The sequence below is a fragment of the Blastococcus sp. SYSU D00922 genome (assembly GCF_054050495.1).
In genome coordinates this window covers 113534-137221 of sequence record NZ_JBJGZL010000002.1, presented here as the reverse complement: position 1 = coordinate 137221, position 23688 = coordinate 113534, and the positions used below count along the sequence as shown (strand labels likewise).

At 73.8% G+C, this 23688-nt stretch carries 23 protein-coding genes; 18 read left to right on the top strand and 5 right to left on the bottom strand.

Features of this window, described 5'->3' with window-relative positions; translation table 11 throughout:
• The first annotated feature begins 75 nt into the window (after positions 1-75).
• The gene (locus ACI78T_RS03290) at positions 76-744 is read left to right on the top strand and encodes a DUF4333 domain-containing protein (RefSeq protein ID WP_456556643.1); all 669 of its coding nucleotides are present in this window, start codon (positions 76-78) and stop codon (positions 742-744) included.
• A 3-nt stretch (positions 745-747) separates the two neighbouring features.
• Here the strand turns inward: ACI78T_RS03290 and ACI78T_RS03285 are convergent, their stop codons facing one another.
• The gene (locus tag ACI78T_RS03285) at positions 748-1656 is read right to left on the bottom strand and encodes a 5'-3' exonuclease (RefSeq protein WP_456556953.1); all 909 of its coding nucleotides are present in this window, start codon (positions 1654-1656) and stop codon (positions 748-750) included.
• A gap of 76 nt (positions 1657-1732) precedes the next feature.
• On the opposite strand from ACI78T_RS03285, the gene ACI78T_RS03280 reads away from it, so the two are divergent.
• From ACI78T_RS03280 to ACI78T_RS03260, 5 genes are read left to right on the top strand one after another with little or no spacing between them, the layout of a single operon-like run.
• Entirely contained in the window at positions 1733-2887 is a 1155-nt protein-coding gene (locus tag ACI78T_RS03280) for a M24 family metallopeptidase (protein WP_456556642.1), read from the top strand.
• Positions 2862-3335, top strand: a complete 474-nt coding sequence (locus ACI78T_RS03275; RefSeq protein WP_456556641.1) for an Lrp/AsnC family transcriptional regulator — start codon at positions 2862-2864, stop codon at positions 3333-3335. The genes ACI78T_RS03280 and ACI78T_RS03275 overlap by 26 nt, the downstream gene beginning before the upstream one ends.
• Positions 3335-3739 carry a nitroreductase/quinone reductase family protein gene (locus ACI78T_RS03270; protein WP_456556640.1) on the top strand — a complete coding sequence of 135 codons (405 nt, stop codon included), beginning with the start codon at positions 3335-3337 and terminating at the stop codon, positions 3737-3739. Before ACI78T_RS03275 ends, ACI78T_RS03270 begins: the two co-directional genes overlap by 1 nt.
• A 30-nt stretch (positions 3740-3769) precedes the next feature.
• On the top strand, positions 3770-5947 hold the full coding sequence (locus tag ACI78T_RS03265; RefSeq protein ID WP_456556639.1) for an intein-containing Rv2578c family radical SAM protein: 2178 nt from the start codon (positions 3770-3772) through the stop codon (positions 5945-5947).
• 33 nt (positions 5948-5980) lie between these two features.
• Positions 5981-6427 carry an HIT family protein gene (locus ACI78T_RS03260; RefSeq protein WP_456556638.1) on the top strand — a complete coding sequence of 149 codons (447 nt, stop codon included), beginning with the start codon at positions 5981-5983 and terminating at the stop codon, positions 6425-6427.
• 1 nt (position 6428) lies between these two features.
• Here the strand turns inward: ACI78T_RS03260 and ACI78T_RS03255 are convergent, their stop codons facing one another.
• The gene (locus ACI78T_RS03255) at positions 6429-7274 is read right to left on the bottom strand and encodes a hypothetical protein (protein ID WP_456556637.1); all 846 of its coding nucleotides are present in this window, start codon (positions 7272-7274) and stop codon (positions 6429-6431) included.
• A 258-nt stretch (positions 7275-7532) separates the two neighbouring features.
• Here ACI78T_RS03255 and ACI78T_RS03250 point away from each other — a divergent pair, with 258 nt between their 5' ends.
• Together ACI78T_RS03250 and ACI78T_RS03245 are read left to right on the top strand one after the other, a co-directional pair.
• On the top strand, positions 7533-8711 hold the full coding sequence (locus ACI78T_RS03250) for a carboxylate-amine ligase (RefSeq protein ID WP_456556952.1): 1179 nt from the start codon (positions 7533-7535) through the stop codon (positions 8709-8711).
• A 9-nt stretch (positions 8712-8720) separates the two neighbouring features.
• On the top strand, positions 8721-9581 hold the full coding sequence (locus ACI78T_RS03245) for a lysophospholipid acyltransferase family protein (RefSeq protein ID WP_456556636.1): 861 nt from the start codon (positions 8721-8723) through the stop codon (positions 9579-9581).
• 7 nt (positions 9582-9588) lie between these two features.
• Here ACI78T_RS03245 and ACI78T_RS03240 read toward each other — a convergent pair whose 3' ends face one another.
• A complete protein-coding gene (locus ACI78T_RS03240; protein ID WP_456556635.1) occupies positions 9589-10119 on the bottom strand; it encodes a GNAT family N-acetyltransferase in 531 nt (176 codons plus the stop codon).
• 43 nt (positions 10120-10162) lie between these two features.
• Positions 10163-11248 carry a glycoside hydrolase family 26 protein gene (locus ACI78T_RS03235; protein WP_456556634.1) on the bottom strand — a complete coding sequence of 362 codons (1086 nt, stop codon included), beginning with the start codon at positions 11246-11248 and terminating at the stop codon, positions 10163-10165.
• Between the two features lie 140 nt (positions 11249-11388).
• Between ACI78T_RS03235 and ACI78T_RS03230 the strand changes: the two genes are divergently transcribed.
• Entirely contained in the window at positions 11389-13344 is a 1956-nt protein-coding gene (locus ACI78T_RS03230) for a glycosyltransferase family 2 protein (protein WP_456556633.1), read from the top strand.
• A 12-nt stretch (positions 13345-13356) separates the two neighbouring features.
• On the opposite strand, the gene ACI78T_RS03225 is transcribed toward ACI78T_RS03230, so the two are convergent.
• Entirely contained in the window at positions 13357-14766 is a 1410-nt protein-coding gene (locus ACI78T_RS03225; protein WP_456556632.1) for a KamA family radical SAM protein, read from the bottom strand.
• A gap of 114 nt (positions 14767-14880) precedes the next feature.
• Between ACI78T_RS03225 and kdd the strand changes: the two genes are divergently transcribed.
• The 9 genes from kdd to ACI78T_RS03180 all read left to right on the top strand — a co-directional run bounded on the left by kdd (position 14881) and on the right by ACI78T_RS03180 (position 23673).
• Positions 14881-15909, top strand: a complete 1029-nt coding sequence (gene kdd / locus ACI78T_RS03220; RefSeq protein ID WP_456556631.1) for an L-erythro-3,5-diaminohexanoate dehydrogenase — start codon at positions 14881-14883, stop codon at positions 15907-15909.
• On the top strand, positions 15906-17411 hold the full coding sequence (locus tag ACI78T_RS03215; protein WP_456556630.1) for an amidohydrolase: 1506 nt from the start codon (positions 15906-15908) through the stop codon (positions 17409-17411). Before kdd ends, ACI78T_RS03215 begins: the two co-directional genes overlap by 4 nt.
• Positions 17408-19000 carry a lysine 5,6-aminomutase subunit alpha gene (gene kamD / locus ACI78T_RS03210; protein WP_456556629.1) on the top strand — a complete coding sequence of 531 codons (1593 nt, stop codon included), beginning with the start codon at positions 17408-17410 and terminating at the stop codon, positions 18998-19000. Before ACI78T_RS03215 ends, kamD begins: the two co-directional genes overlap by 4 nt.
• A complete protein-coding gene (locus ACI78T_RS03205) occupies positions 18993-19187 on the top strand; it encodes a hypothetical protein (protein WP_456556628.1) in 195 nt (64 codons plus the stop codon). The genes kamD and ACI78T_RS03205 overlap by 8 nt, the downstream gene beginning before the upstream one ends.
• Positions 19184-19915 carry a lysine 5,6-aminomutase subunit beta gene (gene kamE / locus ACI78T_RS03200; RefSeq protein WP_456556627.1) on the top strand — a complete coding sequence of 244 codons (732 nt, stop codon included), beginning with the start codon at positions 19184-19186 and terminating at the stop codon, positions 19913-19915. The genes ACI78T_RS03205 and kamE overlap by 4 nt, the downstream gene beginning before the upstream one ends.
• On the top strand, positions 19912-20307 hold the full coding sequence (kal, locus tag ACI78T_RS03195) for a 3-aminobutyryl-CoA ammonia lyase (protein ID WP_456556626.1): 396 nt from the start codon (positions 19912-19914) through the stop codon (positions 20305-20307). Before kamE ends, kal begins: the two co-directional genes overlap by 4 nt.
• A gap of 438 nt (positions 20308-20745) precedes the next feature.
• Entirely contained in the window at positions 20746-22374 is a 1629-nt protein-coding gene (gene lnt / locus ACI78T_RS03190) for an apolipoprotein N-acyltransferase (protein WP_456556625.1), read from the top strand.
• Positions 22371-23156: a polyprenol monophosphomannose synthase gene (locus ACI78T_RS03185; protein ID WP_456556624.1), complete on the top strand. Its 786-nt coding sequence runs from the start codon at positions 22371-22373 to the stop codon at positions 23154-23156. The genes lnt and ACI78T_RS03185 overlap by 4 nt, the downstream gene beginning before the upstream one ends.
• Complete coding sequence (locus tag ACI78T_RS03180) at positions 23149-23673, top strand: FxsA family protein (RefSeq protein ID WP_456556623.1); 525 nt, start codon at positions 23149-23151, stop codon at positions 23671-23673. Before ACI78T_RS03185 ends, ACI78T_RS03180 begins: the two co-directional genes overlap by 8 nt.
• Positions 23674-23688: the final 15 nt, after the last annotated feature.

Here is a 23688-nt window from a genome sequence, read left to right as displayed (position 1 = left end):
GGGTCGGTGGTAGGGCAGAATTCGCACGCCCGCGGCCGGTCGCCGCGGGGAGGACGCCGGATCGGGGAGCGACCCATGACCAACCCGCCGCAGGGCAGCGACGAGCCCGGCCGCGCGCCGGGGGAGGGCGACGCCGACCGGCAGCCGACCCAGCCGGTGCCGTCCTACGAGCGCCCCCAGCAGCCCGGACCGTCCTACGGCGCGCCGGCGCAGCCCCAGCAGCCCTACGGCCAGCCCCCGTCCGGTCAGCAGTACGGGCAGCCCTCCTACGGCGCGCCGCAGTACCAGCAGCCGTACGGGTCGCCCCAGCAGCCGCCGTCCCAGCCCTACGGGGCGCCCCAGTACGGCCAGCAGCAGTACGGCCAGCAGCCCTACGGCCAGTACGGGCAGCAGCCGTTCGGGCAGCAGCCCTACGACCGGCCGGCGGCCGCTCCATCGAAGTCACGGGTCGGCCTCATCGCCGGCGTGACCGCCGGGCTGCTCGTGCTCATCGCGCTCGTCGTCGTCCTGGTGATGAACCTGTCCTCGACGGTGCTCGACCGCAACGCGGTGCAGCGCGACGTCGCGACGCAGTTCGAGGAGCGCGAGGGCGTCGCCGTTGAGCTCAGCTGCGACGACGAGATGAAGGTCGAGGCCGGCGCCACCTACACGTGCACCGGGACCACGGCGGACGGCGAGGACGTGACCCTCGAGATCGCGATCACCGACGAGGACACCGCCGCCTACACGTGGACCGAGCCCTGATCCTCAGCTGAGCTGCCACCCGAGGGCCGCGCCCAGCCGCCGGACGCTGTTCTCGATCCCGTGCCGCTCGGCGAGCTCGGCCAGCGCGTCGGGGTCGGCCGGGGCCCGGGGCAGCGTCCCCTCCACCGGCGGCAGGTCGATCGTCCGCGCGACGGCGACCACCACCGGTGCGGCGTCGAGGTAGCCGGCCGCGGCGTGCAGCTTCTTGAGGACCGCGGCGGTCAGCGGCGGCTTCGGGACGACGGTCCGGGCCACCGCCGACCGGATGCCGGCCAGGTCGCCGAACTCGTTGATCAGCGCGGCCGCCGTCTTGGCACCGACCCCGGCCACCCCCGGCAGGCCGTCGCTCGGGTCGCCCCGCAGCACGGCGAAGTCGGCGTAGGCCCGGCCCGGGATGCCGTACTTCTCGGCCACCACGGCCTCGTCGACGAACTCGATGTCGGTGATGCCCCGGGCGGTGTAGAGCACGCGGATGCCGCGGTCGTCGTCGACGAGCTGGAACAGGTCGCGGTCGCCGGTCACGACGTCGACGGGGCCGCGGGCGCGGGTGGCGAGCGTCCCGATGACGTCGTCGGCCTCGTAGCCGGGGGCGCCGACCCGGTCGATGCCGGCGGCGGCGAGCACGTCGACCAGCACCGGCACCTGGGGGCTGAGCTCGTCGGGCACCTCCTCGCCGCCCTCCGGGGCCACCCGGTGCGCCTTGTAGGAGGGCAGCGCCTCCACGCGGAAGGCCGGCCGCCAGTCGTCGTCCCAGCAGGCGACGAGCCGGTCCGGGCCGTGCGTGGTCAGCAGCCGGGCGGTCATGTCGAGGAAGCCGCGGACGGCGTTGATCGGGCGGCCGTCGGGCGTCGTCACGCTGGTGGGCACGCCGTAGAAGGCCCGGAAGTAGAGGCTGGCGGCATCCAGCAGCATCGTCGTCACGATGGCGGACGGTAGCGGTCCGGCAACGATTGCGGAGATCGTCGGTCCGGCTGGTTAGTCTGCGCGCGTGGGAACCGCGACTGCACCGGCCGGAACCGGCCCCCTGGTGACGGTCGACCGGGTGCACGCCGCCCGGGAGATCGCCGGCGAGCTGGGGCTCGACCTGCTCGTCTTCACGCCGGGCTCCGACCTGCGCTACCTGGTCGGCTACAACGCCCACCCGCTCGAGCGGCTCACGGCCCTCGCGGTGCCGGCCCGCGGCGAGGCGTTCCTCGTCGTCCCGCGCCTGGAGGCGCCGATGGTGTCGGCGAGCCCGGCGGGGGAGCTCGGCCTCGACGTCCTCGCGTGGGACGAGACCGACGACCCGTTCGCGCTGCTGGCCTCGGCCGCCGGCGCCCGCCTCGGCGGCGCCCCGTCCCGGGTGGGCGTGGGCGCTCGCAGCTGGGCCGAGCACGCGCTCGGCGTGCAGCGCGCCGTCCCCGGCTCGGCCCTCGAGCTGGCCACGCCCGTCGTCGACCGCCTGCGGATGGTGAAGTCGGCCGCCGAGATCGAGGAGCTGGCGATCGCCGGCGCGGCCATCGACCGGGTGCACGCCCGCATGGGGGAGTGGCTCCGGGTCGGCCGCACCGAGGCGCAGGTCGGTGCCGACATCGCCGCGGCGATCCTCGAGGAGGGCCACGTCAGCGTCGACTTCGTCATCGTCGGCTCGGGCCCCAACGGCGCCAGCCCGCACCACGAGCTGTCCGACCGCACGATCGAGGCCGGCGACGTCGTCGTCGTGGACCTCGGCGGTGGGACGCCGACCGGCTACCGCTCGGACTGCACCCGCACCTACGTCGTCGGCGGCCCGGCGGCCCCGGACGTGGCCGAGTGGTACGGCGTGCTGCAGGCGGCGCAGCGGGCCGCCACGGATGCTGTGCGCCCCGGGGTGACCGCCGAGTCGATCGACGCCGCCGCCCGGACGGTGATCGCCGACGCCGGCTGGGGCGAGCACTTCATCCACCGCACCGGCCACGGAATCGGGCTGGACACCCACGAGGCGCCCTACGTCGTCGAGGGCAACGACATCCCGCTGGTACCGGGCATGGCGTTCTCGGTGGAGCCGGGCATCTACCTGGCAGGCCGCTGCGGCGCCCGCATCGAGGACATCGTCGTCTGCACCGAGGACGGCGTCCGAGTGCTGAACCACGGTCCCCGTGAGCTCGTCGAACTCCCCGGCTGAGCCGGGGGCGGCGGTCGACGTCGACCGCGCGCTCCTCGCCGCGCTGGCACGTGACGGCCGGGCCAGCTACACCGACCTCGCCGAGAAGGTCGGCCTGTCGGTGTCGGCGGTGCACCAGCGGGTGCGCCGGCTCGAGCAGCGCGGGCTGGTCACCGGATACCGGGCCACGCTCGACGCCAAGGCGCTCGGCCTGCCCCTGACGGCGTTCGTGTCGATCACCCCGATCGACGTCGCCCAGCCCGACGACGCGCCGGCCCGGCTGGCGCACCTCTCGGCCATCGAGGAGTGCCACTCGGTCGCCGGGGTGGAGAGCTACATCCTCAAGGTGCGGGTGGCCTCGCCCGATGCGCTGGAGCACCTGCTGCAGGACATCCGGGCGGCGGCGAACGTCACCACGCGGACGACGGTGGTCCTCTCCACCTTCTACGAGGACCGCCCACCGATCTGATGGCCGGCCGCTCCTGGTTCTGGACCAACCGGGTCGCCAACCCGGTGCTGCTCCGGGTGCTGCGCACGCGGCTCGGGCGGGGTCTCGGCCGGTCGCTCGCCGTGGTCCGGTACACCGGCCGGCGGACGGCGATCCCGCACGATCTGGTCTGCCAGTACGTGCGGAACGGCGACCTGGTCTGGATCCTGGTCGGGCAGGCCGGGCGGAAGACCTGGTGGCGGAACCTGCGCGCGCCGGCGCCGGTCGAGGTGTGGCTCGGCGGCCGGCACCTGCGCGGGACGGCGGTCGCCGTCGTGGGCGCCGAGGAACCGGAGGAGTGCGGCCGCGGGCTGGCGGTCTACGGGGCCACCGGCACAGCACCGGCCGACGCCGTCATGGTGCGGGTGGACCTCCAGCCGTCCTGAGACTGGACATCCGTTCGAACGTGTGTTCGCATGGTCGTCATGCGATGGGACGCGCAGCGGCTCGACCTCGACGAGCCCACCACGCTGCCGGGCATGCCGAGCATCCGCGGGCTGCTCCGCAGCGTGCAGGTGCCGGAGTTCCCCGGCCTGACGTTCCACGAGGTCCGCGCCAAGAGCGCCCTGAACCACGTGCCCGGCGAATCGGCGATGCCATTTCCGTACACGATCAACCCATATCGGGGATGCAGTCATCAATGTGTTTACTGCCTCAGCGGGGACACCCAGGTGCTGATGGCGGACGGCAGCCAGCGCCGTATCGCGGATCTGCGGGTCGGTGATCGCATCATCGGGACCGAGCAGCGCGGGACCTACCGCCACTACGTCCAGACCGAGGTCCTCGCACACTGGTCGACCATCAAGCCGGCGCACCGGGTGACCCTTCGCGACGGCACCGAGCTCGTGGCCAGCGGCGACCACCGCTTCCTCACCGGGCGGGGTTGGAAACACGTCACGGGCGCCATGAGCGGCGTCGGTCAGCGCCCGTACCTGACGACCAACGACAGCCTCCGCGGTTTCGGCAGGACCGTGGACACGCTCTCCGCGTGCCGCGAGTACCGGCGCGGTTATCTGACCGGCATGGTGCGCGGCGACGCGAACCTGAAGATCTACCGATACGCACGAGCTGGCCGCACGCACGGCGACGTCCACCGGTTCCGCCTTGCTCTCGCGGACGTCGAGGGACTCCACCGGACGCGCGCCTACCTGGCGCAGGAGGGTGTGACCACCGATTGGTTCTCCTTCACCTCCGCCACCGACACCCGCCGTGCGATGACGGCCATCCGCACCTCGGCTGCGGGCAAGGTCGCGCGGATCAAGGAGCTGACCGACTGGCCGTCGCGACCCACCAGTGCGTGGCAGAGGGGGTTCCTGGCCAGGATCTTCGACGCGGAGGGATCTCGCAGCGGCGGTGTCCTCCGGATCAGCAACGCCGACGACGAGATGCTGCGCCGAACGGGACAAGCCTTCTCGGCTTTCGACTTCGACGCCGTGCTGGAGGACCGTCAGCTGCCGAACCGCGTGCGCAGCATCCGACTCCGCGGGGGATTGCGGGAACACCTGCGCTTCCTCCACCTCGTCGACCCTGCGATCCGTCGGAAGTGCACTGTCGACGGGATCGCCCTCAAGAGCGATGCAGACCTCCGAGTGGTCAGCATCGAGGACCTCGGTCTCGAGATGCCGATGTTCGACATCACCACCGGCACCGGAGACTTCGTCGCGAACGGGGTGATCAGCCACAACTGCTTCGCCAGGAAGACGCATGAATGGCTGGAACTCGATTCCGGGCGCGACTTCGACACCCAGGTCGTCGTGAAGACCAACCTGGTGGAGGTGCTGCGTCGCGAGCTGGCCCGGCCGTCCTGGACGCGTGAGCACGTCGCGCTCGGCACCAACACCGACCCGTACCAGCGGGCGGAGGGCCGCTACAAGCTGATGCCCGGAGTCATCGCCGCCCTGGCCGACTCCGGCACGCCGTTCTCGATCCTGACGAAAGGCACCCTGCTGCGCAGGGACGTCCCGCTGCTCGTCGAGGCCGCCCTCCAGGTACCGCTCGGCCTCGGGATCTCGATGGCCATCTGGGACGACGAGCTGCACGCCGGCCTGGAGCCGGGGGTCCCGAGCCCGCGGGCGCGGCTGGACCTCGTGAAGGCGCTCGCCGATGCGGGACTGTCCTGCGGGGTCTTCCTCGCACCGGTGCTCCCCGGGCTGACCGACGACGTCGCGAGCCTCGACTCGGCACTCGGCGCGATCGCCGCTGCGGGCGCCGCCGGGGTCACCGTCATCCCGCTGCACCTGCGCCCCGGCGCGCGCGAGTGGTTCATGGCGTGGCTCTCGCGCGAGCACCCGGAACTGGTGCCGCGCTACCAGCAGCTCTACGCCCGCCGTGCCTACGTGCCGGCCGAGTACCGCACCTGGCTCGCGCGGCGGGTGGCGCCGCTCCTGGCGAAGCACGGCCTCGACCGCCAGAGCGGGGGGACGGCCCGGAAGGCGGTCGACCCGACGGGCGTGCCTGGCGACCCGGAGGTCGGCTTCCCGGAAGGCAGCCTGCCCTCCGGCGGCATGCCCGGGGTCCGGCCGAAGGGCGAGCTCGAGCCGTCGACCGCGCCCGGCGAGCACTCGGCCTGCGGCGAACAGCTCTCGCTGATCTGACCCGGGCACCTCACGGCTGGCAGGCTCGCGCCCGTGAGCTCCGATCCGGTCGACGACTGCATGTTGTGCGTCCCCGAACTGGCCGACGCCGAGTTCGGCCGCGCCCGGCTCTGGGAGGACGAGCTGTGGCGGCTGTCCGCCGTCCTGCAGGGACCGGTGCCCGGGTTCGCGCACCTCGAGCCCAAGCGGCACATCCCCTTCGTCACCGACCTCGACGGCGCCGAGGCGGCGACGTTCGGGCCGGTGCTCGCCCGCGCCACGCGCGCGCTGCGCGACGCGGCCGGCGCGGAGAAGACCTACGTCTACGTGTTCGGGGACCGCGTGCCGCACCTGCACCTCAACCTGGCCCCGCACCGGGACGGCGACGCGCTGCGCGGCGGCCCCGGGCTCCTCGAGCCCGGCGCGCGACCGGCGCCGGCGGACATCCACGAGCGCGTAGCGGAGGCCGCGCGGGCTGCGATGGCGGGGTTCGGCGCCTGACTCAGCCGGCCAGACGGGCGGACCGGCCCACCGCGCGAGCCGCCCGCACCACGCCGCGCGGCGACACCGGGGGCGCGCCGGCGGCCAGCGCCAGTCGGCGGTAGGAGTCGTAGGAGAGCTCGCGGTAGGCCACCGCGAGCTCCTCGGCCCACGCCTGGCGCGAGGGCGCCGCGGTCGCCCGCAGGTGCTGCGCCGTGCGCCCGGCGTGCTTGGTGAAGGTCGTCTGCAGCGCCTGGTTGGACAGCCGCCCACCGATGCGGGAGTCGAGCCCGGGACCGCGACGCAGTGCCGGCAGCACCCAGGGGCTGTCGGCCAGCGCCGGGAACCGGGAACGGACCGACTCCCAGGCGTGCCAGGCGGTCAGCGCGCCCGGCACCGACCACTCGCCGTCATCGGTCGAGACCAGCAGCCGCCGGCCGCTGGGGCGGACCTGATCGCGGCGCAGCGAGCGGAATGCCGCGACCGGCGCCGGCCAGCCAAGGGCCAGCGCGCACCAGGCCACTGCCCGCAGGTGCTCCGGGTCCTCGGTGCGGATCTGCGTCAGGGGACGGAGGTCGAGTTCCGGTGGGTCGGGCTCCGGCGTCGGCACCCGGGGCAGCGCCACCCCGCCGTACCGAGCGACCTTGCTGTACAGCGCCACCGTGGCCGGCTTCCAGCCGCGGGCCGCCGCGAGCGGCTCCAGGCCGGTCTCGCCGAGCTGGTCGGGCCCCAGCCCGAGCTCAAGGGCGGCTTCGGCCAGGCGCCGCCACTGGGCCTCGTACCCGGGTGGTGCGTCCAACCGGCGCCACGCACGCGCCGGCGGAGGGGCCGGCATGTCGGGCAGCGGCTGCTGCCACGCACCTCGCATGACAGAACACTACCGTTATCCCCAACAAACATGCAGCACGGATTTCGGCGTCACCTGCCGAACGGAAGTGCCCGGCGCCCTCCGGGCGCCATCGCAGCAACCGCGTGAGCGAAGGGTTCGTCGGCCGGGTGACCACCAGGAGCGGGGCCGGCAGGCCCCGTATCAAGACGGATATAGCTTGGGGATAACGGAATGACGATTCCCCGATCAGGTGGTGCGGCGGCGTTCGCGCGGCGCGGCCCGGGCGGGCTCCCGATCATGGAGGGCGTGCGCACCGTCGGGGTCGAGGAAGAGCTGCTGGTCGTCGACCCCGAGGGCCGTCCCGTGCCGCTCGGGCCCGACGCCCTGGAGATCGCCTCCCGCCGCGGTGAGGGGGAGACGCCCGAGGAGCACGACCGGGCCGCGCAGGGGAGCGGGACTGCCGACGCCGCCCACCTGATGCCCGAGCTCAAGGCGCAGCAGCTGGAGCTCGGCACCGCGGTGTGCGGGACGCTCCAGGAGGTCGAGACCGAGCTCCGGTTCTGGCGCGGCCGGGCCGCCTCCGCCGCCGCGGCCACCGGCGCGCACGTCGCGGCCCTGGCCAGCTCACCGGTACCCGTCGACCCCATCCCCACCGAGGGCGACCGCTACGCCCGCATGCTCGACACCTTCGGCCTGACCGCGCGCGAGATGCTCACCTGCGGCTGCCACGTGCACGTCTCGGTGGCCGACGACGACGAGGGCGTCGCCGTCCTCAACCGCATCCGGGTCTGGCTGCCGGTGCTGACCGCGCTCACCGCCAACTCGCCCTTCTGGCAGGGCGAGGACAGCGGCTACGCCAGCTTCCGCTCGCAGGCGTGGCACCGGTGGCCGTCCGCCGGTCCCAACGAGGTCTTCGCCGACGCCGGCGAGTACCACCGGCTCATCGACGACGTGCTCGCGACCGGCACGGTCCTGGACACCGGGATGGTCTACTTCGACGCCCGGCTCTCGGCCAACTGGCCCACGGTCGAGGTCCGCACCGCCGACGTCGCGCTGCGCGTCGAGGACGCCGTCACGCTCGCCGGCCTCGTGCGCGGGCTGGTCGAGACCGCGGCCCGCGACGACGCCTCGCCTCCCGACGTGCCCGCGACCGTCCTGCGGGTCGCCGCCTGGCGGGCGGGCCGGTCAGGCCTCGGTGGCGACCTCGTGCACCCGGTCACCGGGCGACCGGCGCCGGCGGCCGACGTCGTCGGCGACCTGCTCGGGCACGTGCGCCCCGCCCTCGCCGACGCCGGCGACGAGCAGCGGGTCACCGACGGCCTGGCCGCGCTGCTCCGCCGCGGTACCGGGGCTGACTTCCAGCGACGGGTCCACCGGCAGACCGGCGACCTGGCGGCGGTGGTGCGCGCCGCGGTGGCGGTCACCGCTGGTCTGCCGGACGATGCCGCCCAGGCGGCTCCCAGCTGGACCGGCTAGATTCCGGCCATGTACACCGCGAGCTGGCGCGACGTCGTCCGCCGCGACCTGTTCGGACCGTCGCCCGATCCGCGCGACAAGCCCTACCGCTTCGTCGACCGGGCGGTCCTCCTGCTGTTCAAGGCGTTCGGCTTCCGGTTCGACATCCGGGGCTCCGAGCACGTGCCGGTCGGCGGCGGCGCGATCATCTCGAGCAACCACGTCAGCTTCTTCGACTTCATGTTCCTGGGCCTGGGGGCGCTGCCGCGGCACCGCATGGTCCGGTTCATGGCGAAGGCCGCCGTGTTCGGGCACTGGTTCGCGGGGCCGTTCATGCGGGCCATGCAGCACATCCCGGTGGACCGGAAGGCCGGCGCGGCCGCCTTCGAGTCCGCCGTCCGCGCGCTCAAGGACGGCGAGGTGGTCGGCGTCTTCCCCGAGGCGACGATCAGCACCAGCTTCACCGTCAAGGAGCTGAAGGCCGGCGCCGCCCGCATGGCCGTCGACGCGGGGGTGCCGATCATCCCGGCGGCCGTCTGGGGCGGTCAGCGGATCGCCACCAAGGGCCACAAGGTGCAGTGGCGCCGCGGCGTCCCGGTCACCGTCATCCTCGGGGAGCCGATCGTCGCCGAGCCGGGGGAGCGGCCCCAGGCTCTGCTCCGCCGGACGAAGGCGGCCATGGAGGCCCTGCTCGACGAGGCCCAGGGCAGCTACCCCGAGCAGCCCACCGGCCCCGAGGACAGCTGGTGGCTGCCGGCCCACCTCGGCGGCACCGCTCCGACGCCCGAGGAGGCCGCGGCCAGCGACGCCGTCCGCGCCGCGGGCAAGGAGGTCACGGCCGCCCGGCCGCACCCCGCCAAACGGCTGCTGAAGCGGCTCCGCCGGCGCTGAGCCCGGCTCACTCCACGACGACGGGCGCCATCAGCCGGAACGTCTCCAGCTCGACGTCGTACCAGCGGCGGAACCGGCCGAGGGGCGCCATGCCCAGCCGGTCGCAGACGGCGATCGAGGCGGCGTTGCCGGGACGCACGACGGCGTAGACCTCGGGCACGCCGGCCCCGAAGCCGCGGTCGATGACGGCGCGCGCGGCCTCGGTGGCGTACCCGTGGCCCCAGGAGTCGGGGTGCAAGTGCCAGCCGACCTCGATCTCGCCCACCCCGTTCGGCAGGGGCTTGAACAGCACCGTGCCGGCGACGGACCCGTCGGCGCACTGGATCGCCCAGCAGCCGTACCGCTCGTCGAGCGCGTGGACGGTCGCCCACCGGTCCACCAGCTCGTCCGGGGGGACCGACGGTGTGCCGCCCACCCAGCGGGTGATCTCCGCGCGGGAGTAGATGTCGGTGAGCCGAGCTAGGTCGGCCGCCGAGGTCGTCCACGGCCGCAGCCGCAGCCGGTCGGTCAGCAGCAACCCGGTCGGTGATCCACCCACACGGGCTGCCTACCCCGGCACGCGGCCGGCGGACACCCGGATCTCAGCCGCCGGGTCCCTGGACCACGGGCCGGGCGAGGAACCCCTCCCGCCACGCCGCGACGGCCTCGGGCTCGGTCTCGATCCGCCAGTCCACCTCCCGCGCCTTGTCCACGTGGGAGAACCAGACGACCCCGGCGATGTCGGGGCGCGCGGCCACCTCGGCGAGCATCGCGGCCAGCCACTCCGCCTTGTCGCCCCCGCGGTTGGAACTCCCGGTCTCGGTCACCCAGATCGGCCGGCTCGTGATGGACCGGAGCTCCGCGAAGGACTGGTCGAACAGGCCGCCGAAGGTCGTCCAGCTGGTGTTCCAGCCATCGCGGCGGTCGTCGCCCCAGTTGTAGTTGCTGACGCCGACCGCATCGACGTAGGCGTCGCCGGGGTAGAGGGGAGCGAGCTGCCGAGCGCCGGTGTAGACGGCGTTCGGCGCCCACATCCACCGGACGTCGGTCACGCCGAGCGCGGTGAAGCGGTCGTGGACGTGCTGCCAGGCCTGGACGAACTCACCCTCGCGATTGCCGTTGACGCCCGTGCTCCAGGGGTACCAGTTGCCGTTCATCTCGTGCATCAACCGGATGGTCACCGGCTGCCCGTAGTCCGCGACCGATCGCGCGAACATGTCGATGTACTCGTCGTGCCGGCCGGCGATGATCGTGGCCAGCGAGTACGCCGGCTGCTGGGGCTTGTCGACGTCGACGTCCCACGGCTCCCAGGTGATCGACAGCCGGGCGCCTCGAGCCGCGACCGCGTCGGCGACGACCCGGTCCAGCGGTCGGTCGCGGCTCCACGCCTCGAAGACGTCGAAGACCTCGGGTGCGGTGCCGGTGGCCACGATGAAGCGGTCGAGGTCGGCCAGCGTCGGGGTCGACAGGCCCAGGGTCGGCGTCCGGACGACGTCCGGCGTCACCGTCGCCACAGCGGGGGGCGGGGGTGCGACCGCCGCGCCACCCTGTGCCGTGGCCTCACGGTCGTGCGCCGCGCCGGAGGCGACCACGATGTAGGCCACCAGTGCCGTCAGCGCCGTGGTGGCGCCGGCGATGACGCGGTATCCGCGCCGTCGTCTGCGGGGTGGTCCGCCAGCCTGGGTCACATCTGGCCCATCGGCAGCGACCTGCCGCGACGTGAGCCGAAACCGCGGGAGCTCACCCCGTACGGGGGATCGCCCCCTTTCGGGTACCAGGACCGGCGGAATCATGGCTCCCCGCACCACCAGGAGCACAGGCTTGAGCCGTGGGGAGCCGTGTTGCAGCGAAGCCGCGCCGCGTGCCGGAGCGGCGGCTGGAAGGGCGCCTCTACGGCCGCACGGCCACCGAGGTCACCGGACCCCTGGGCCGCACGGCGAGCCGGGTCAGCTACCGCGACGTGCTGACACCCGCGCAGCGCCGCAGCGTGCTCCTCCTCGGCTGGTTCCACGTCACCCTGGCGCTGGCCCTCACCGCCTACCTCCTGGTGCCGGAGAACCTTCCCCGGCTGCACGCCGGGCTCCTGGTCGACTCGGTCACCGTCGCAGGGCTGGTCGTCATGGTGGTGCTCCAGCTCGTCACGGCCCTGCGCACCTGGACGATCACCTACCACGCCGGCCAGGCGCGCGATCCCCTCCCGATGCGCCCCCCGCCGGGGCTGCGGGTCGCCGTCCTGACCACCATCGTGCCCGGCAAGGAGCCGGTGGAGCTGGTCATGGCCACTTTGCGCGCCATGCGCCGGATCCGCCACGACGGGGTGCTGGACGTGTGGCTCCTGGACGAGGGCGACGACCCCGAGGTGCGCCGTCGTTGCGCCGAGCTCGGCGTCCGGCACTTCAGCCGGAAGGGTCGCCCGGAGTGGAACGCGCCCAGCGGTGCCTTCCGCGCGCGGACCAAGCACGGCAACCACAACAGCTGGCGGGTCGACCACGAGCTCGACTACGACGTGGTCGCCCAGATGGACCCCGACCACATCCCGTTCCCGAATTTCCTCGAGCGGACCCTCGGCTACTTCGCGGACCCCGACGTGGCGTTCGTCGTCGCACCGCAGGTCTACGGCAACCTGAAGGAGTCCTTCGTCGCCCGCGGCGCGGCGGAGCTGGCCTACCTCTTCCACGGCATCATCCAGCGTGGCGGCAACGGGCACGACGCCCCGCTGCTCATCGGGACCAACCACCTGTACCGACCCGCGGCCTTCCGGCAGATCGGCGGCTACCAGGACTCGATCATCGAGGACCACCTCACCTCGATGGTCGTGTACGCCTCGGTGAACGAGGAGACCGGCCGCAACTGGAAGGGCGTCTACACCCCGGACATCGTCGCGGTCGGGGAGGGCCCGGCGACGTACTCGGACTTCTTCAGCCAGCAGAAGCGGTGGGCCTACGGGATCTGGCAGATCATCCGGCAGCACTCGCCCTGGGTCCTCCCCGAGATGCGCACCCGCCAGCAACGGTGGTCCTTCGTCGCCCTGCAGACGCACTACCCGACGACAGCCCTCACCTGGGTGGGCGGCGTCCTCCTGACGGTGCTGTACCTCGTGGGCGGGGTCACGGTCACCCACCTGCCCGTGCGCGAGTGGGGGCTGCTGTTCGCCGCCAACCTCGGGGTGGGCCTGCTCTTCGCCTTCTGCATGCGTCGGTTCAACCTGGTCGAGCACGAGCGGCGCTCCTGGGGGCTGTCCGGGATGCTCCTGGACCTGGTGACGGCGCCGGTCTACGTCGCGGCGGCGCTCGCGCAACTGGCCGGCCGGCCCCTGACCTACGTCGTCACGCCGAAGGGGAGCGCGGCCAGCCGGGACACCTGGCGGACGTTCCGCCCGCACCTCTTCTGGGCCGGCGTGGCGGTCGTCGCGATGCTCACCGGGCGCCTCCTCGACCACGAGTACCCGTCGCTGTACGTCTGGGCCGGGATCACGGCGCTGATCTGCCTGCTGCCTCTCGCCCACGTGGGGATCGCCAGGCTCGCCGAGGTGAAGGTGGTGCGCCCGGCCGCTCTGCGGCCGGTGATGCGCGCACGCCGGCTCGGGGACGTGCTCGTCGCCCAGGGCGCGCTCTCCCCGGGGCAGCTCCGCGACCTCCTGGACCTGCAGGCCACCCGCGACGCGGGCTGGCTGCGGCTGGGCGACCTCGCGGTCGCGGAGGGGATCATCACCCCGGACCAGCTGAGGGCGGCCCTGTACCCCTCCGGCAGCGACCTCGCTGTCCGCCAGCTCCAGCCGGTCTGAGCCCCCGGACGCTCAGACCCCGAGGTCGGCCACCGACGCCGCGCGCGACTCGGCTGCCCGCAGCTCCGCGGCGACCGGGTCGTGCTCCCGCTCGGCCCACCAGCGCTGCCCGCTCTCCGGCAGGGTGCTGATGGGGTCGTAGTAGGTGTAGCGCCGGTCCAGCGCCGCCTCGTCGCCCAGCTCGATGCCGGTCCGGTAGTTCTTGGTCCAGTAGCTGATGCCGCGCTCGCGGTCGTACTCGGCGACCTGGTGCACCCAGCGCTTGCCGACGTAGGGGACGTCGCAGACGATCCGCGGCGTCGCGAAGCCGGGCAGGTAGCCCATGATGTCGTGCTGCAGCGTCTGGGCCTGCGCCAACGACACCCGCCAGTGCTCGGCGCTGGGGATCATGTCGCACATGTAGAAGTAGTACGGCGTGATACCTGCGCCGTCCTGCAGCGCGAAGCAGAGGTCGAGCAGCTGGCCGGCCGTCGCGTTGACGCCCTTGAGCAGCACGCCCTGGTTGCGCACGTCGCGCACGCCGACCGTCAGCATCGCCCTCGCGGCCTCCGCGACGAGCGGGGTCACCTGCTGCGCCGCGTTCACGTGGGTGTGAATCGCCAGGGAGACGCCGCGCTCGCGAGCGGTCCGGGCGAGCCGGCCCATGCCCTCGACGACGTCGTCCTGGAGCCAGTGCTGGGGCAGGCCCATGAGGGCCTTGGAGGCCAGCCGGATGTCCCGGACCGACTCGATCTCCAGCAGTCCGGCGACGAACGCCTCGAGGTTCTTGAACGGCAGGTTGGCGACGTCGCCGCCGGACACCACGACGTCGCGGACGCCGGGGGTGCGGCGCAGGTAGTCCAGCATCGCCGTCTGGCGGTCGACCGGCTTGAGCTCGAACTTCAGCTTCGGGACGGCGGGCGTCGAGTTGCCGACCAGGTCCATGCGGGTGCAGTGGCCGCAGTACTGCGGGCAGGTCGACAGCAGCTCGGCGAGCACCTTGGTGGGGTAGCGGTGGGTGAGCCCTTCGACGGCCCACATCTCGTGCTCGTGCAGCGAGTCGCGCGCCGCGTACGGGTGGCTGGCCGCCGCGCCGGGCAGCCGGTCGGAGGCCACGGGGAGCATGTAGCGCCGCACCGGGTCGGCCAGCATCGCGGCCGTCGTCGGCACGGCGTCCGGCACCATCGTGTTGAGCATCTGCGGCGGGAGCAGCAGCGACATGGTCGCCCGACCGGCCTGGTCGGCCTCGACGTCGGCGTAGAACGACTCGTCGAGCAGGTCGCCGTAGACGCCGCGGAGCTGGCGCAGGTTCTTCACGCAGTTGACGCGCTGCCACTGGGCGCTGCGCCACTGCTCCTCGGACACGTCCGCGAAGCCGGGCAGCCGGCGCCAATCGGGCTCGACGAGCTCGCGTGCGACGTACTCGTAGGGCTGCTCGAGCACGGTGCCACCTCCTCAGGTCTCCGCAACACGGGTGAGCCTACGGGAGAATCTTCGGCTGAATGTGTCCGACGCGATAGGTTCTCCTGCATCGAACGGGTGAGGCGGGAGAGTCGCGTGGGTGGATCGGTCGAGCGGACCCTCGGGGTGCACCGCGTCCTGGAGCCGCGGGGCGCGCTGCCGCAGGCGGCGCAGCGGCTCGACGCCGACCCCGCGATCGGGCCGGACGAGGTGCGCATCACGGTGCAGCGGCTGAACCTCGACGCGGCCTCGTTCCGCCAGCTGTCGGAGTCCTGCGGCGGCGACGGCGCTGCGGTGCGCGCAGCCGTCCTCGACATCGTCGCGACCCGCGGCAAGATGCAGAACCCGGTGACCGGCTCCGGCGGCATGCTGATCGGCCTGGTCGACGCCGTGGGCCCCGAGTCGCCCCTCGGCCTCGAGGTCGGGCAGCGCGTGGCCACCCTGGTGTCCCTGACGCTGACGCCGTTGCGGATCACCGACGGGCTCGAGGCCTGGGACGGGCGCAGCGAGCAGGTGCCGGCGGCCGGGACCGCGATCCTGTTCGCCCGGTCGATCGCCGCGGTGCTGCCCGACGACCTGCCCGACCCCGTCTCGCTCGCCGTCCTGGACGTCTGCGGCGCCCCGGCGGCGACCGCCCGCGTGGTCGAGCGGACCGGCGCGCGCTCGGTCGTGGTCCTGGGCGCGGCGGGGAAGTCCGGCTGCCTCTCGCTGGCCGCCGCCCAGCAGGCGGGCGCCGCGGAGCTGACCGGCCTCGTGCGCGACGAACGGGAGGCGGTGGCCCTGCGTGCGTCCGGCCTGGCCGACCGGGTCGTGATCGCCGACGCCACCGATCCGCTGGCGGTGGCGGCCGCGGTCGGGGCGCCGGCCGACGTCACCGTGGTCTGCGTCGACGTCCCGGGGGCCGAACACGGCGCCGTCCTCGCCACGGCGGAGGGAGGCACCGTGGTCTTCTTCTCCATGGCCACGTCCTTCTCGGCGGCGGCCCTGGGCGCGGAGGGGATGGCGGCGGACGTGACGATGCTGGTGGGGAACGGCTACACGCCGGGGCACGCGGCTCTGGCGCTGGACCTGTACCGCCGGACGCCCGGCGTCCGTGCGCTGATCGACCCGCGCGTCCGGGCATGAGCCTGCTGCTGACCGACGTCACCGTCGGCGACCGCCCCGGCCGCGCCGTGCACGTCGTGGACGGCCGGATCGCGTGGCTGGGCGACGCCGCGCAGGCACCGGCCGCCGACCGTGTGCTGGCGGGGGAGGGGGCGCTGCTCACCCCCGCCTTCGTCGACGGGCACGTGCACGCCACGGCGACCGGCCTGGCGCTCACCGGTCTCGACCTCCACTCGAGCTCGAGCGTTGCCGACGCGGTGGCCGCCCTCCGCGCGCACGTCGACCGCACACCCGACGGCATCGTGCTGGGCACCGGTTGGGACGAGACCGGCTGGCCGGAAGGGCGTGGCCTGACCCGGCACGACCTCGACGCCGTCGTCGGCGACCGCCCCGCCTACCTCGCCCGGGTCGACGTGCACTCCGCCACCGTGTCGACCGCGCTGCTCGACCGGATCCCGGGCATCACGGAACTGCCCGGCTACGACGCCGACGGGCAGCTGCGGATCGACGCCCACCACGCCGCTCGCCAGGCGGCCTACGGAGCGGTCGACGACGCCCAGCGCAGGGCCGCCCAGCGGGCCACCCTCGACACGGCGGCGGCCCTGGGCATCGGGTCGCTGCACGAGATGGCCGGCCCGGAGGTCTCCAGCGCCGACGACCTCGCCGGCCTCCTCGCCCTGGCGGCGGACCGCCCCGGCCCGAGGGTCCTCGGCTACTGGGGCGAGCTGGCCGAGCGCGGCGGGCTGGACCTGGTCCGCGAGCTCGGCCTCGCCGGGGCAGGGGGCGACCTCTTCTGCGACGGGGCGTTCGGCTCGCACACCGCGGCGCTGGGCAACGGCCCCTACACCGACCGCCCCGACACCTCCGGCAGCCTGCGCTTCGCCACCGGTCAGCTGGTCCACCACGTGCGGGCCTGCACGGAGGCCTCGATCCAGGCGGGCTTCCACGTCATCGGGGACGCCGCCGTCGCCCAGGTGATCTTCGCGGTGGAGACCGTGGCCGCCGACCTGGGCCGGGACGCGGTCCGCGCCTGCCGGCACCGCCTCGAGCACGTCGAGATGGTCGACGGTCCGGACATCGAGCGGATGCGCGACCTCGGCATGGTGGCCAGCGTCCAGCCGGCCTTCGACGCCGCCTGGGGCGGGGACGCCGGGATGTACGCCGAGCGGCTGGGCGTCACGCGCGCGCTCGCGACCAACCCGTTCGCCGACCTCGCCGACGCGGGGGTGGCGCTCGCCCTGGGCAGCGACGCGCCCGTCACGCCGCTGGACCCGTGGGGGAGCGTCCACGCCGCGATCGACCACCGGACCCCCGGCTCCGGGCTGCGACCCTTCGACGCGTTCGACGCGCACACCCACGGCGGCTGGCACGCGGCCCGGGCGGAGCACGCCGACGGCCCGCTGGGGATCGGCGCACCGGCCGACCTGGTCCTCTGGGAGACGCCGCGGACCCTCTCGTCCGTCCTGTCCGAACGCGCGCGGCCCGCGTGCCGCCTCCTGGTCGTCGGAGGAGAACCCGTATGACGCACCTCGACCTCGACCCCGTGCTGGTGGCCCGCGCCCGCGAGCTGGCCGCGCGGGCGGCGCAGCCCGTCGTCGACCTCGCGCACCGGCACACCACCGTCAGCGTGGAACGCGCCGTCCTGCGGCTGGCGGGGCTGACCGGCACCGACCCGGTGACGGGGGAGGGGCGGCTGGAGGACCGGGTGCCGTGGGCCAACCGCGTCGTCGACGCCGTCCGCGAGCAGGTGGGGCTGGAGTCCGGCGTCGCCCTCCCCGTTTGGCACGCCCTCGCCGCCGGGGGGACGCTGCAGTCCCTCGCCGAGGACGTCGGCGCCGGGACGGCGCGCTTCGAGATCCCCACCGGCGCTGCCGCGGAGCGCGCCCGCGACGCGGCGCGAGAGGCAGCGGCGGAGGGCATCGCGCGGATCGACGCCAACCGGCGGCGGCGCGAGGAGCTCGTCGCCCTGCACGGGGACCCGCCGCGCCGGCCGTGGATCTACCTGATCGTGGCCACCGGCGACATCCACGAGGACATCCCGCAGGCGCAGGCGGCCGCGCGGGCCGGCGCCGACGTCATCGCCGTCATCCGCTCGACCGGCCAGTCGCTGCTGGACTACGTGCCCGAGGGGGCCACGCGGACCGGTTACGCCGGCACGTACGCCACGCAGGAGAACTTCCGGCTCATGCGGGCCGCTCTGGACGACGTCAGCGCCGAGCTCGGCCGCTACGTCCGGCTGACCAACTACGCGTCCGGGCTGTGCATGCCGGAGATCGCCGTCCTGGCCGGGCTCGAGCGGCTGGACATGATGCTCAACGACGCGATGTACGGGATCCTCTTCCGCGACATCAACCCGCGGCGCACCTTCGTCGACCAGCGGTTCAGCCGGATGGTGCACGCCCGCGCCGGGATCATCATCAACACCGGCGAGGACAACTACCTCACCACCGCCGACGCCGTCGACGAGGCGCACACCGTCACGGTCAGCCAGTTGCTCAACGAGACCCTGGCCAAGGAGGCCGGCCTCGAGGACTGGCAGCTCGGCCTCGGGCACGCGTTCGAGATCGACCCCGACCGGCCCGAGTCCTTCCGGCTGGAGCTGGCCCACGCTCTGCTGGCGCGGTCGCTCTTCCCCGACGCCCCGCTGAAGTGGATGCCGCCGACCAAGCACATGACCGGCGACGTCTTCCGCGGCTACCTGCTCGACGGGTTCTTCAACCTGACCGGGGCGCTCACCGGCCAGGGCATCCTGCTGGTCGGGATGATGACCGAGGCGGTCGTCACCCCGTGGCTGTCCGACCGCGACCTGGCGCTGCGCAACGTCCGGTACGTGCTGAATTCGGCCGGCAACCTGGCCGAGGACTTCCACCCACCGAGGGGCGGGTTCATCGACCAGCGGGCCGACACCGTGCTCCGGGAGGCCGTCGACCTCCTCGGCCGGATCGCCGACCACCCCGAGGGGCTGATCCAGGCGATCGCCGACGGAACGTTCGGCATCACCAAGCGCCCCGCCGACGGGGGCAAGGGCCTGGACGGCGTCGTCGCGACCGGACCTGAGGCCTACAACCCCGCACTGGAGCTCCTCGAGACGAAGGAGACCGCCCATGCCTGAACGCGGTCTCGACCGTGCACTGCGACCGAGCACGGTCGCGGTGATCGTCGCGGTGGTGCTGGCGCTGACGGGACTCGGCCTCGCCCTTCCGGCGCTCTCCGTCGCCTACAGGGCGGTCGGCTTGCTGCTCATCGTTCTCGCCGTCGTCGTCGGTCTCGTGCAGCTGTTCAGGAGGACCAGACGATGAACGTGATCCGGCCTTACGGAGACACCACCGGCGACGGCATGGTGCAGACGTCGTTCACTCTTCCGGTGCCGATGGGCCCCAGGGCCGAGGGCGCCGCGCTGCAGCTGGCGAACAGGATGGGCATCGAGCCGGCGATGGTGGTGCACAGCCACGCGATCGACAGCGGCTACACGTTCTTCGTCGTCTACGGCAGCGTGAAGCACCTGGTCGACCTCGACGCCGTCGTCGTGGAGGAGCGCGCCTACCCGCTGCTCTCGTCGTCGGAGATCAACGGCGCCATCCGCAGCGGCCTGAACCGCAAGATGGTCGTCCTCGGCGCGTGCATCGGCACGGACGCCCACACGGTCGGCATCGACGCGATCCTCAACGTCAAGGGCTTCGCGGGGGAGAAGGGCCTGGAGTACCTGCGCGAGATGGCCGTGACGAATCTCGGCGCGCAGGTCACCGTGCCCGAGCTCGTCGCGAAGGCCCGGGCCGCCCGGGCCGACGCCGTCCTCGTCTCGCAGGTGGTCACCCAGAAGGACGCGCACCTGCGCAACACCCGGGAGCTCGCCGCTGCCTTCCGCGAGGCGATGGGGGAGCGGCGACCCCTCCTGGTCGTCGGCGGCCCGCGCTTCGACCCGTCCATGGCCGCCGACCTCGGCGTGGACAAGGTCTTCGGCCGGGGCACGACGCCCGGCGAGGTCGCCAGCTACCTCGTGCACGCACTGGTGAAGGAGCCCGCATGACCGAGCAGGACCCGCGCATCGGCCTGACCGTCACCCACCGCCGGTACGTCCCGTACGCGCACGCCCACTACGGCGGCGCGCTGGTCGACGGGGCCTACACGCTCGGGCTGTTCGGCGACGTGGCCACCGAGATGGCGATCGTGATGGACGGCGACGAGGGCCTGCTGGCCGGCTACTCGGAGGTGCGCTTCCTCGGGCCGGTGCGGGCCGGGGACGTGCTGGAGGCGACCTGCGAGGTGGTGCGGATCGGCCGCCGCAGCCGGGAGCTGCGCTGCACGGCGCGCGTCGTGGCCCGCGCCGAGCCGGAGCGGAGCCCCTCGGCCGCCCGCGTGCTGGAGCCCCCGCTGACCGTCGTCGAGGCCACCGCGGCGCTCGTCGTCCCGGGCCCTTGACGCGCCGATAACGTTTCAGCCACAGTAGCTCCCGCAGTCACCGTATGTACGCGCGCAGACGCGCGCAGTTCCTACAGTCGCTGCAGTTCCACCCGGGAGCACCGTGATGCGCTCCTCCGGATCGAGCCGGAACGCCCGCCGACCCAGCCAGGTCGCGCGGACGCCCGGCAGGCCGGAGGGGAGTGGACCGGGCACCCCGGCGGGGCCCCTCGGATCCGCGTCATCAGACAACGGTCGAGCCGATCGCGCCCAGCGACCGGCCGTCCGGCCCGAAGATGCGGAGCCCGTGCGGAGCACCTGCCGGCCGCTGACCCGGTGGAGGGATGGACCGGCCGCGCACGCGGGCCGGGATGGGATGCTGGGTCAGGACCGCAGCCGACGGCGCGGCGGTCCGGACCCCGTCCGACCGGCTCGGGGGAGCGACCCGGGAGGCAGTGGGTGCCGGCAGGAGCTGGAGAGCCGGCGGTCGGCACGCTGACGCGGCCGACCCCGCCGGCGTCGCAGGCGCAGGACCGGCCCCGCGGCCGGTGGCCGTGGCGCACCCTGCTCGCCGCCCTCGGCGGTCTCCTCCTCGTCCTGGCGTTCCCCGGCTACGACCTCGTCGGCCTCGCCGTCCTCGGCCCGGCCGCGCTGGCCTACGCCGTGCACGGCCAGCGGGTCCGCTCGGGGGTCTGGTTCGGCCTCGTGTTCGGGCTGGCGTTCTTCGTCCCGCTGCTCTCCTGGACCGGCATCTACGTCGGGCCGCTGCCCTGGCTGGCGCTCGCCGTCTGGGAGGCGCTGCACCTCGCCCTGCTCGGCGGCGCCACCGCCCTGACCTCCCGGCTGCGGTTCTGGCCGGTCTGGACGGCTGCGCTGTGGGTCGCCGACGAGGCGGTCCGCGGGCGCTTCGTGCTCGACGGCTTTCCCTGGGGGCGGCTGGGCTTCAGCCAGACCGAGGGCCCGCTGCTGTCCCTGGCCGCGTACGGCGGGGTACCCCTCGTGACCTTCGCGGTCGCCCTCGTCGGTGCGTTGATCGCCGCCGCGGCCCTGACCCTGCAGCGCGCCTGGCGGGCGTCGGGCGACGACGCCGTCCGCGGCCCCGCCCTGCGGACGGGGGCGCTGCTCGTCGTGGCGGTGCTCGCGGTGCCGCTCGTGGGCATGCTGGCCTGGCTGCCGCTCGCCGGGGGCTCGCTCACCGCCGGCGGCCCGACGTCGACCGTCGCCGTGATCCAGGGCGACGTGCCGCGGGCCGGTCTGGACTTCAACGCCCAGCGGCGGGCCGTGCTCGACAACCACGTGCAGCGGACGCTGGAGCTGGCCGACGCCGTCGCGGCGGGGGAGGAGCCGCAGCCCGACGCCGTCCTCTGGCCCGAGAACAGCTCCGACATCGACCCCTACCGGAACGAGGACGCCGCCGCGCAGATCCGGCGGGCCGCCCGCGCCGTCCAGGCCCCGATCCTCGTGGGTGCGGTGGTGCAGGGGCCGGACCGGTTCATCAGCAACACCGCGATCGTCTGGGACCCCGAGGACGGGCCCGGCGACACGTACGTGAAGCGGCACCCGGTCCCGCTGGGGGAGTACGTGCCCGCGCGCAGCTTCTTCCGCTTCTTCAGCGAGGACGTCGACCGGGTCACCGACCAGTTCGCCGGCAGCGAGGTCGGCGTGCTCGACGTCGGCGGCGTGACCGTCGGCAACCTCATCTGCTTCGAGGTGGTCTACGACGGGCTCGTGCAGGACGTCGTCGACGGCGGGGCGGGGATGATCGTCGTCCAGACCAACAACGCCACCTTCGGCTACACCGACGAGAGCGCCCAGCAGCTGGCGATGAGCCGGCTGCGCGCCGTGGAGTTCGGCCGGACCGTCGCGGTGGCCGCGACGAGCGGCATCTCCGCCGTCGTCGCGCCCGACGGGTCGGTCGTGCGCTCCTCGGACCTGTTCGAGCCCGCCGTCTTCGTGGAGGAGATCGCCCAGCGCAGCTCCACCACGGTCGCCCAGCAGCTCGGATCGGCCCCGGAGTGGGTGCTCACCGGGCTCGGCGCGGCGGCCGTCGTCGCCGCCGTGGTGCTGCGCCGGAGGGACGCCCGATGAGCGGCCGCGTCCTGGTCATCGTGCCGACCTACAACGAGGTGGAGAACCTCGAGCGGATCCTCGACCGGCTGCACGCCAGCGTGCCGGAGGCCCACGCCCTCGTCGTCGACGACGGCTCGCCCGACGGCACCGGTCAGCTGGCCGACAAGCTCGCCGCCCTCGACGAGCGGGTGCACGTCCTGCACCGCACCGCCAAGCAGGGCCTCGGGCAGGCCTACGTGGCCGGCTTCCGGTGGGCCCGGGAGCGGGGCTACGACGTCCTGGTCGAGATGGACGCCGACGGCTCGCACGCTCCCGAGCAGCTGCCCGACCTGCTGGCGGCCCTCGGGTCGGCGGATCTCGCGCTGGGCTCCCGGTACGTGCCCGGGGGAGCGGTGACCGACTGGCCGCTGCACCGGCTGCTGCTGTCCCGCCTCGGCAACCGGTACACGCGGTGGGCGCTGCGCCTGCCGCTGCAGGATGCGACCGGCGGCTACCGGGCGGCCCGGGCCGAGCTGATCGACCGGCTGCCGTTCGGCGACGTCGCCAGCCAGGGGTACTGCTTCCAGGTCGACTGGGCCTGGCGGGCGGTGCGGGACGGCGCCCGGGTCGTGGAGGTGCCGATCACGTTCGCCGAACGCGCGTTCGGCAGGAGCAAGATGAGCGGCTCGATCGTTAGGGAGGCATTGGTACGGGTCACCGTGTGGGGCCTGCGGGACCGGCTGGCCGACTGGCTGCCGGGCCGCGTGCGCCGTCCGGTGCCGGCGCGAGCCGGGCGCAGAGAGGCAGGACAGCATGAGTGACGCCGTGGGGCGCCGGGTCCGGACGGCCGCGGGCCTGCTGGTGCTCGCCGAACTGGTCGTCTTCGTCCTCGTCGCGGCCTGGATCGGGGTCGGCTGGACGATCCTGGCCACGCTCGCGACCAGCGTGATCGGCTGGGTGCTGCTCGCCCGCCAGGGCACCCGCGCGCTCGCCGACCTGCGCGAGCGCGCCCGCAGCCGCCGCTCGCCCGGGGCCGAGCTCGGCAACGCCGGCCTGGTCGCCGCCGGCGGGCTGCTCATGGTCCTGCCGGGGTTCATCGGCGACGTCGTCGGCCTGCTCTGCCTGCTGCCGGGCACCCGGAACCTCGTGCGGGGCGCGCTGACCCGCCTGGTGCTGGCCCGCCTGCCGATGGGCCTGCGGCCGCCGGTCCGCGTGGAGAGCGTCCGCACCGCCGAGGTGCCCCGTACCGACGGCTACCCGGACGCGAGGTCGGGGAGCTCGCGCCTGGTCATCGAGGGGGAGGTCGTCCGCGGGCCGGACGGGCGCCCGCTCGCCTGACGCAGACGCGACACG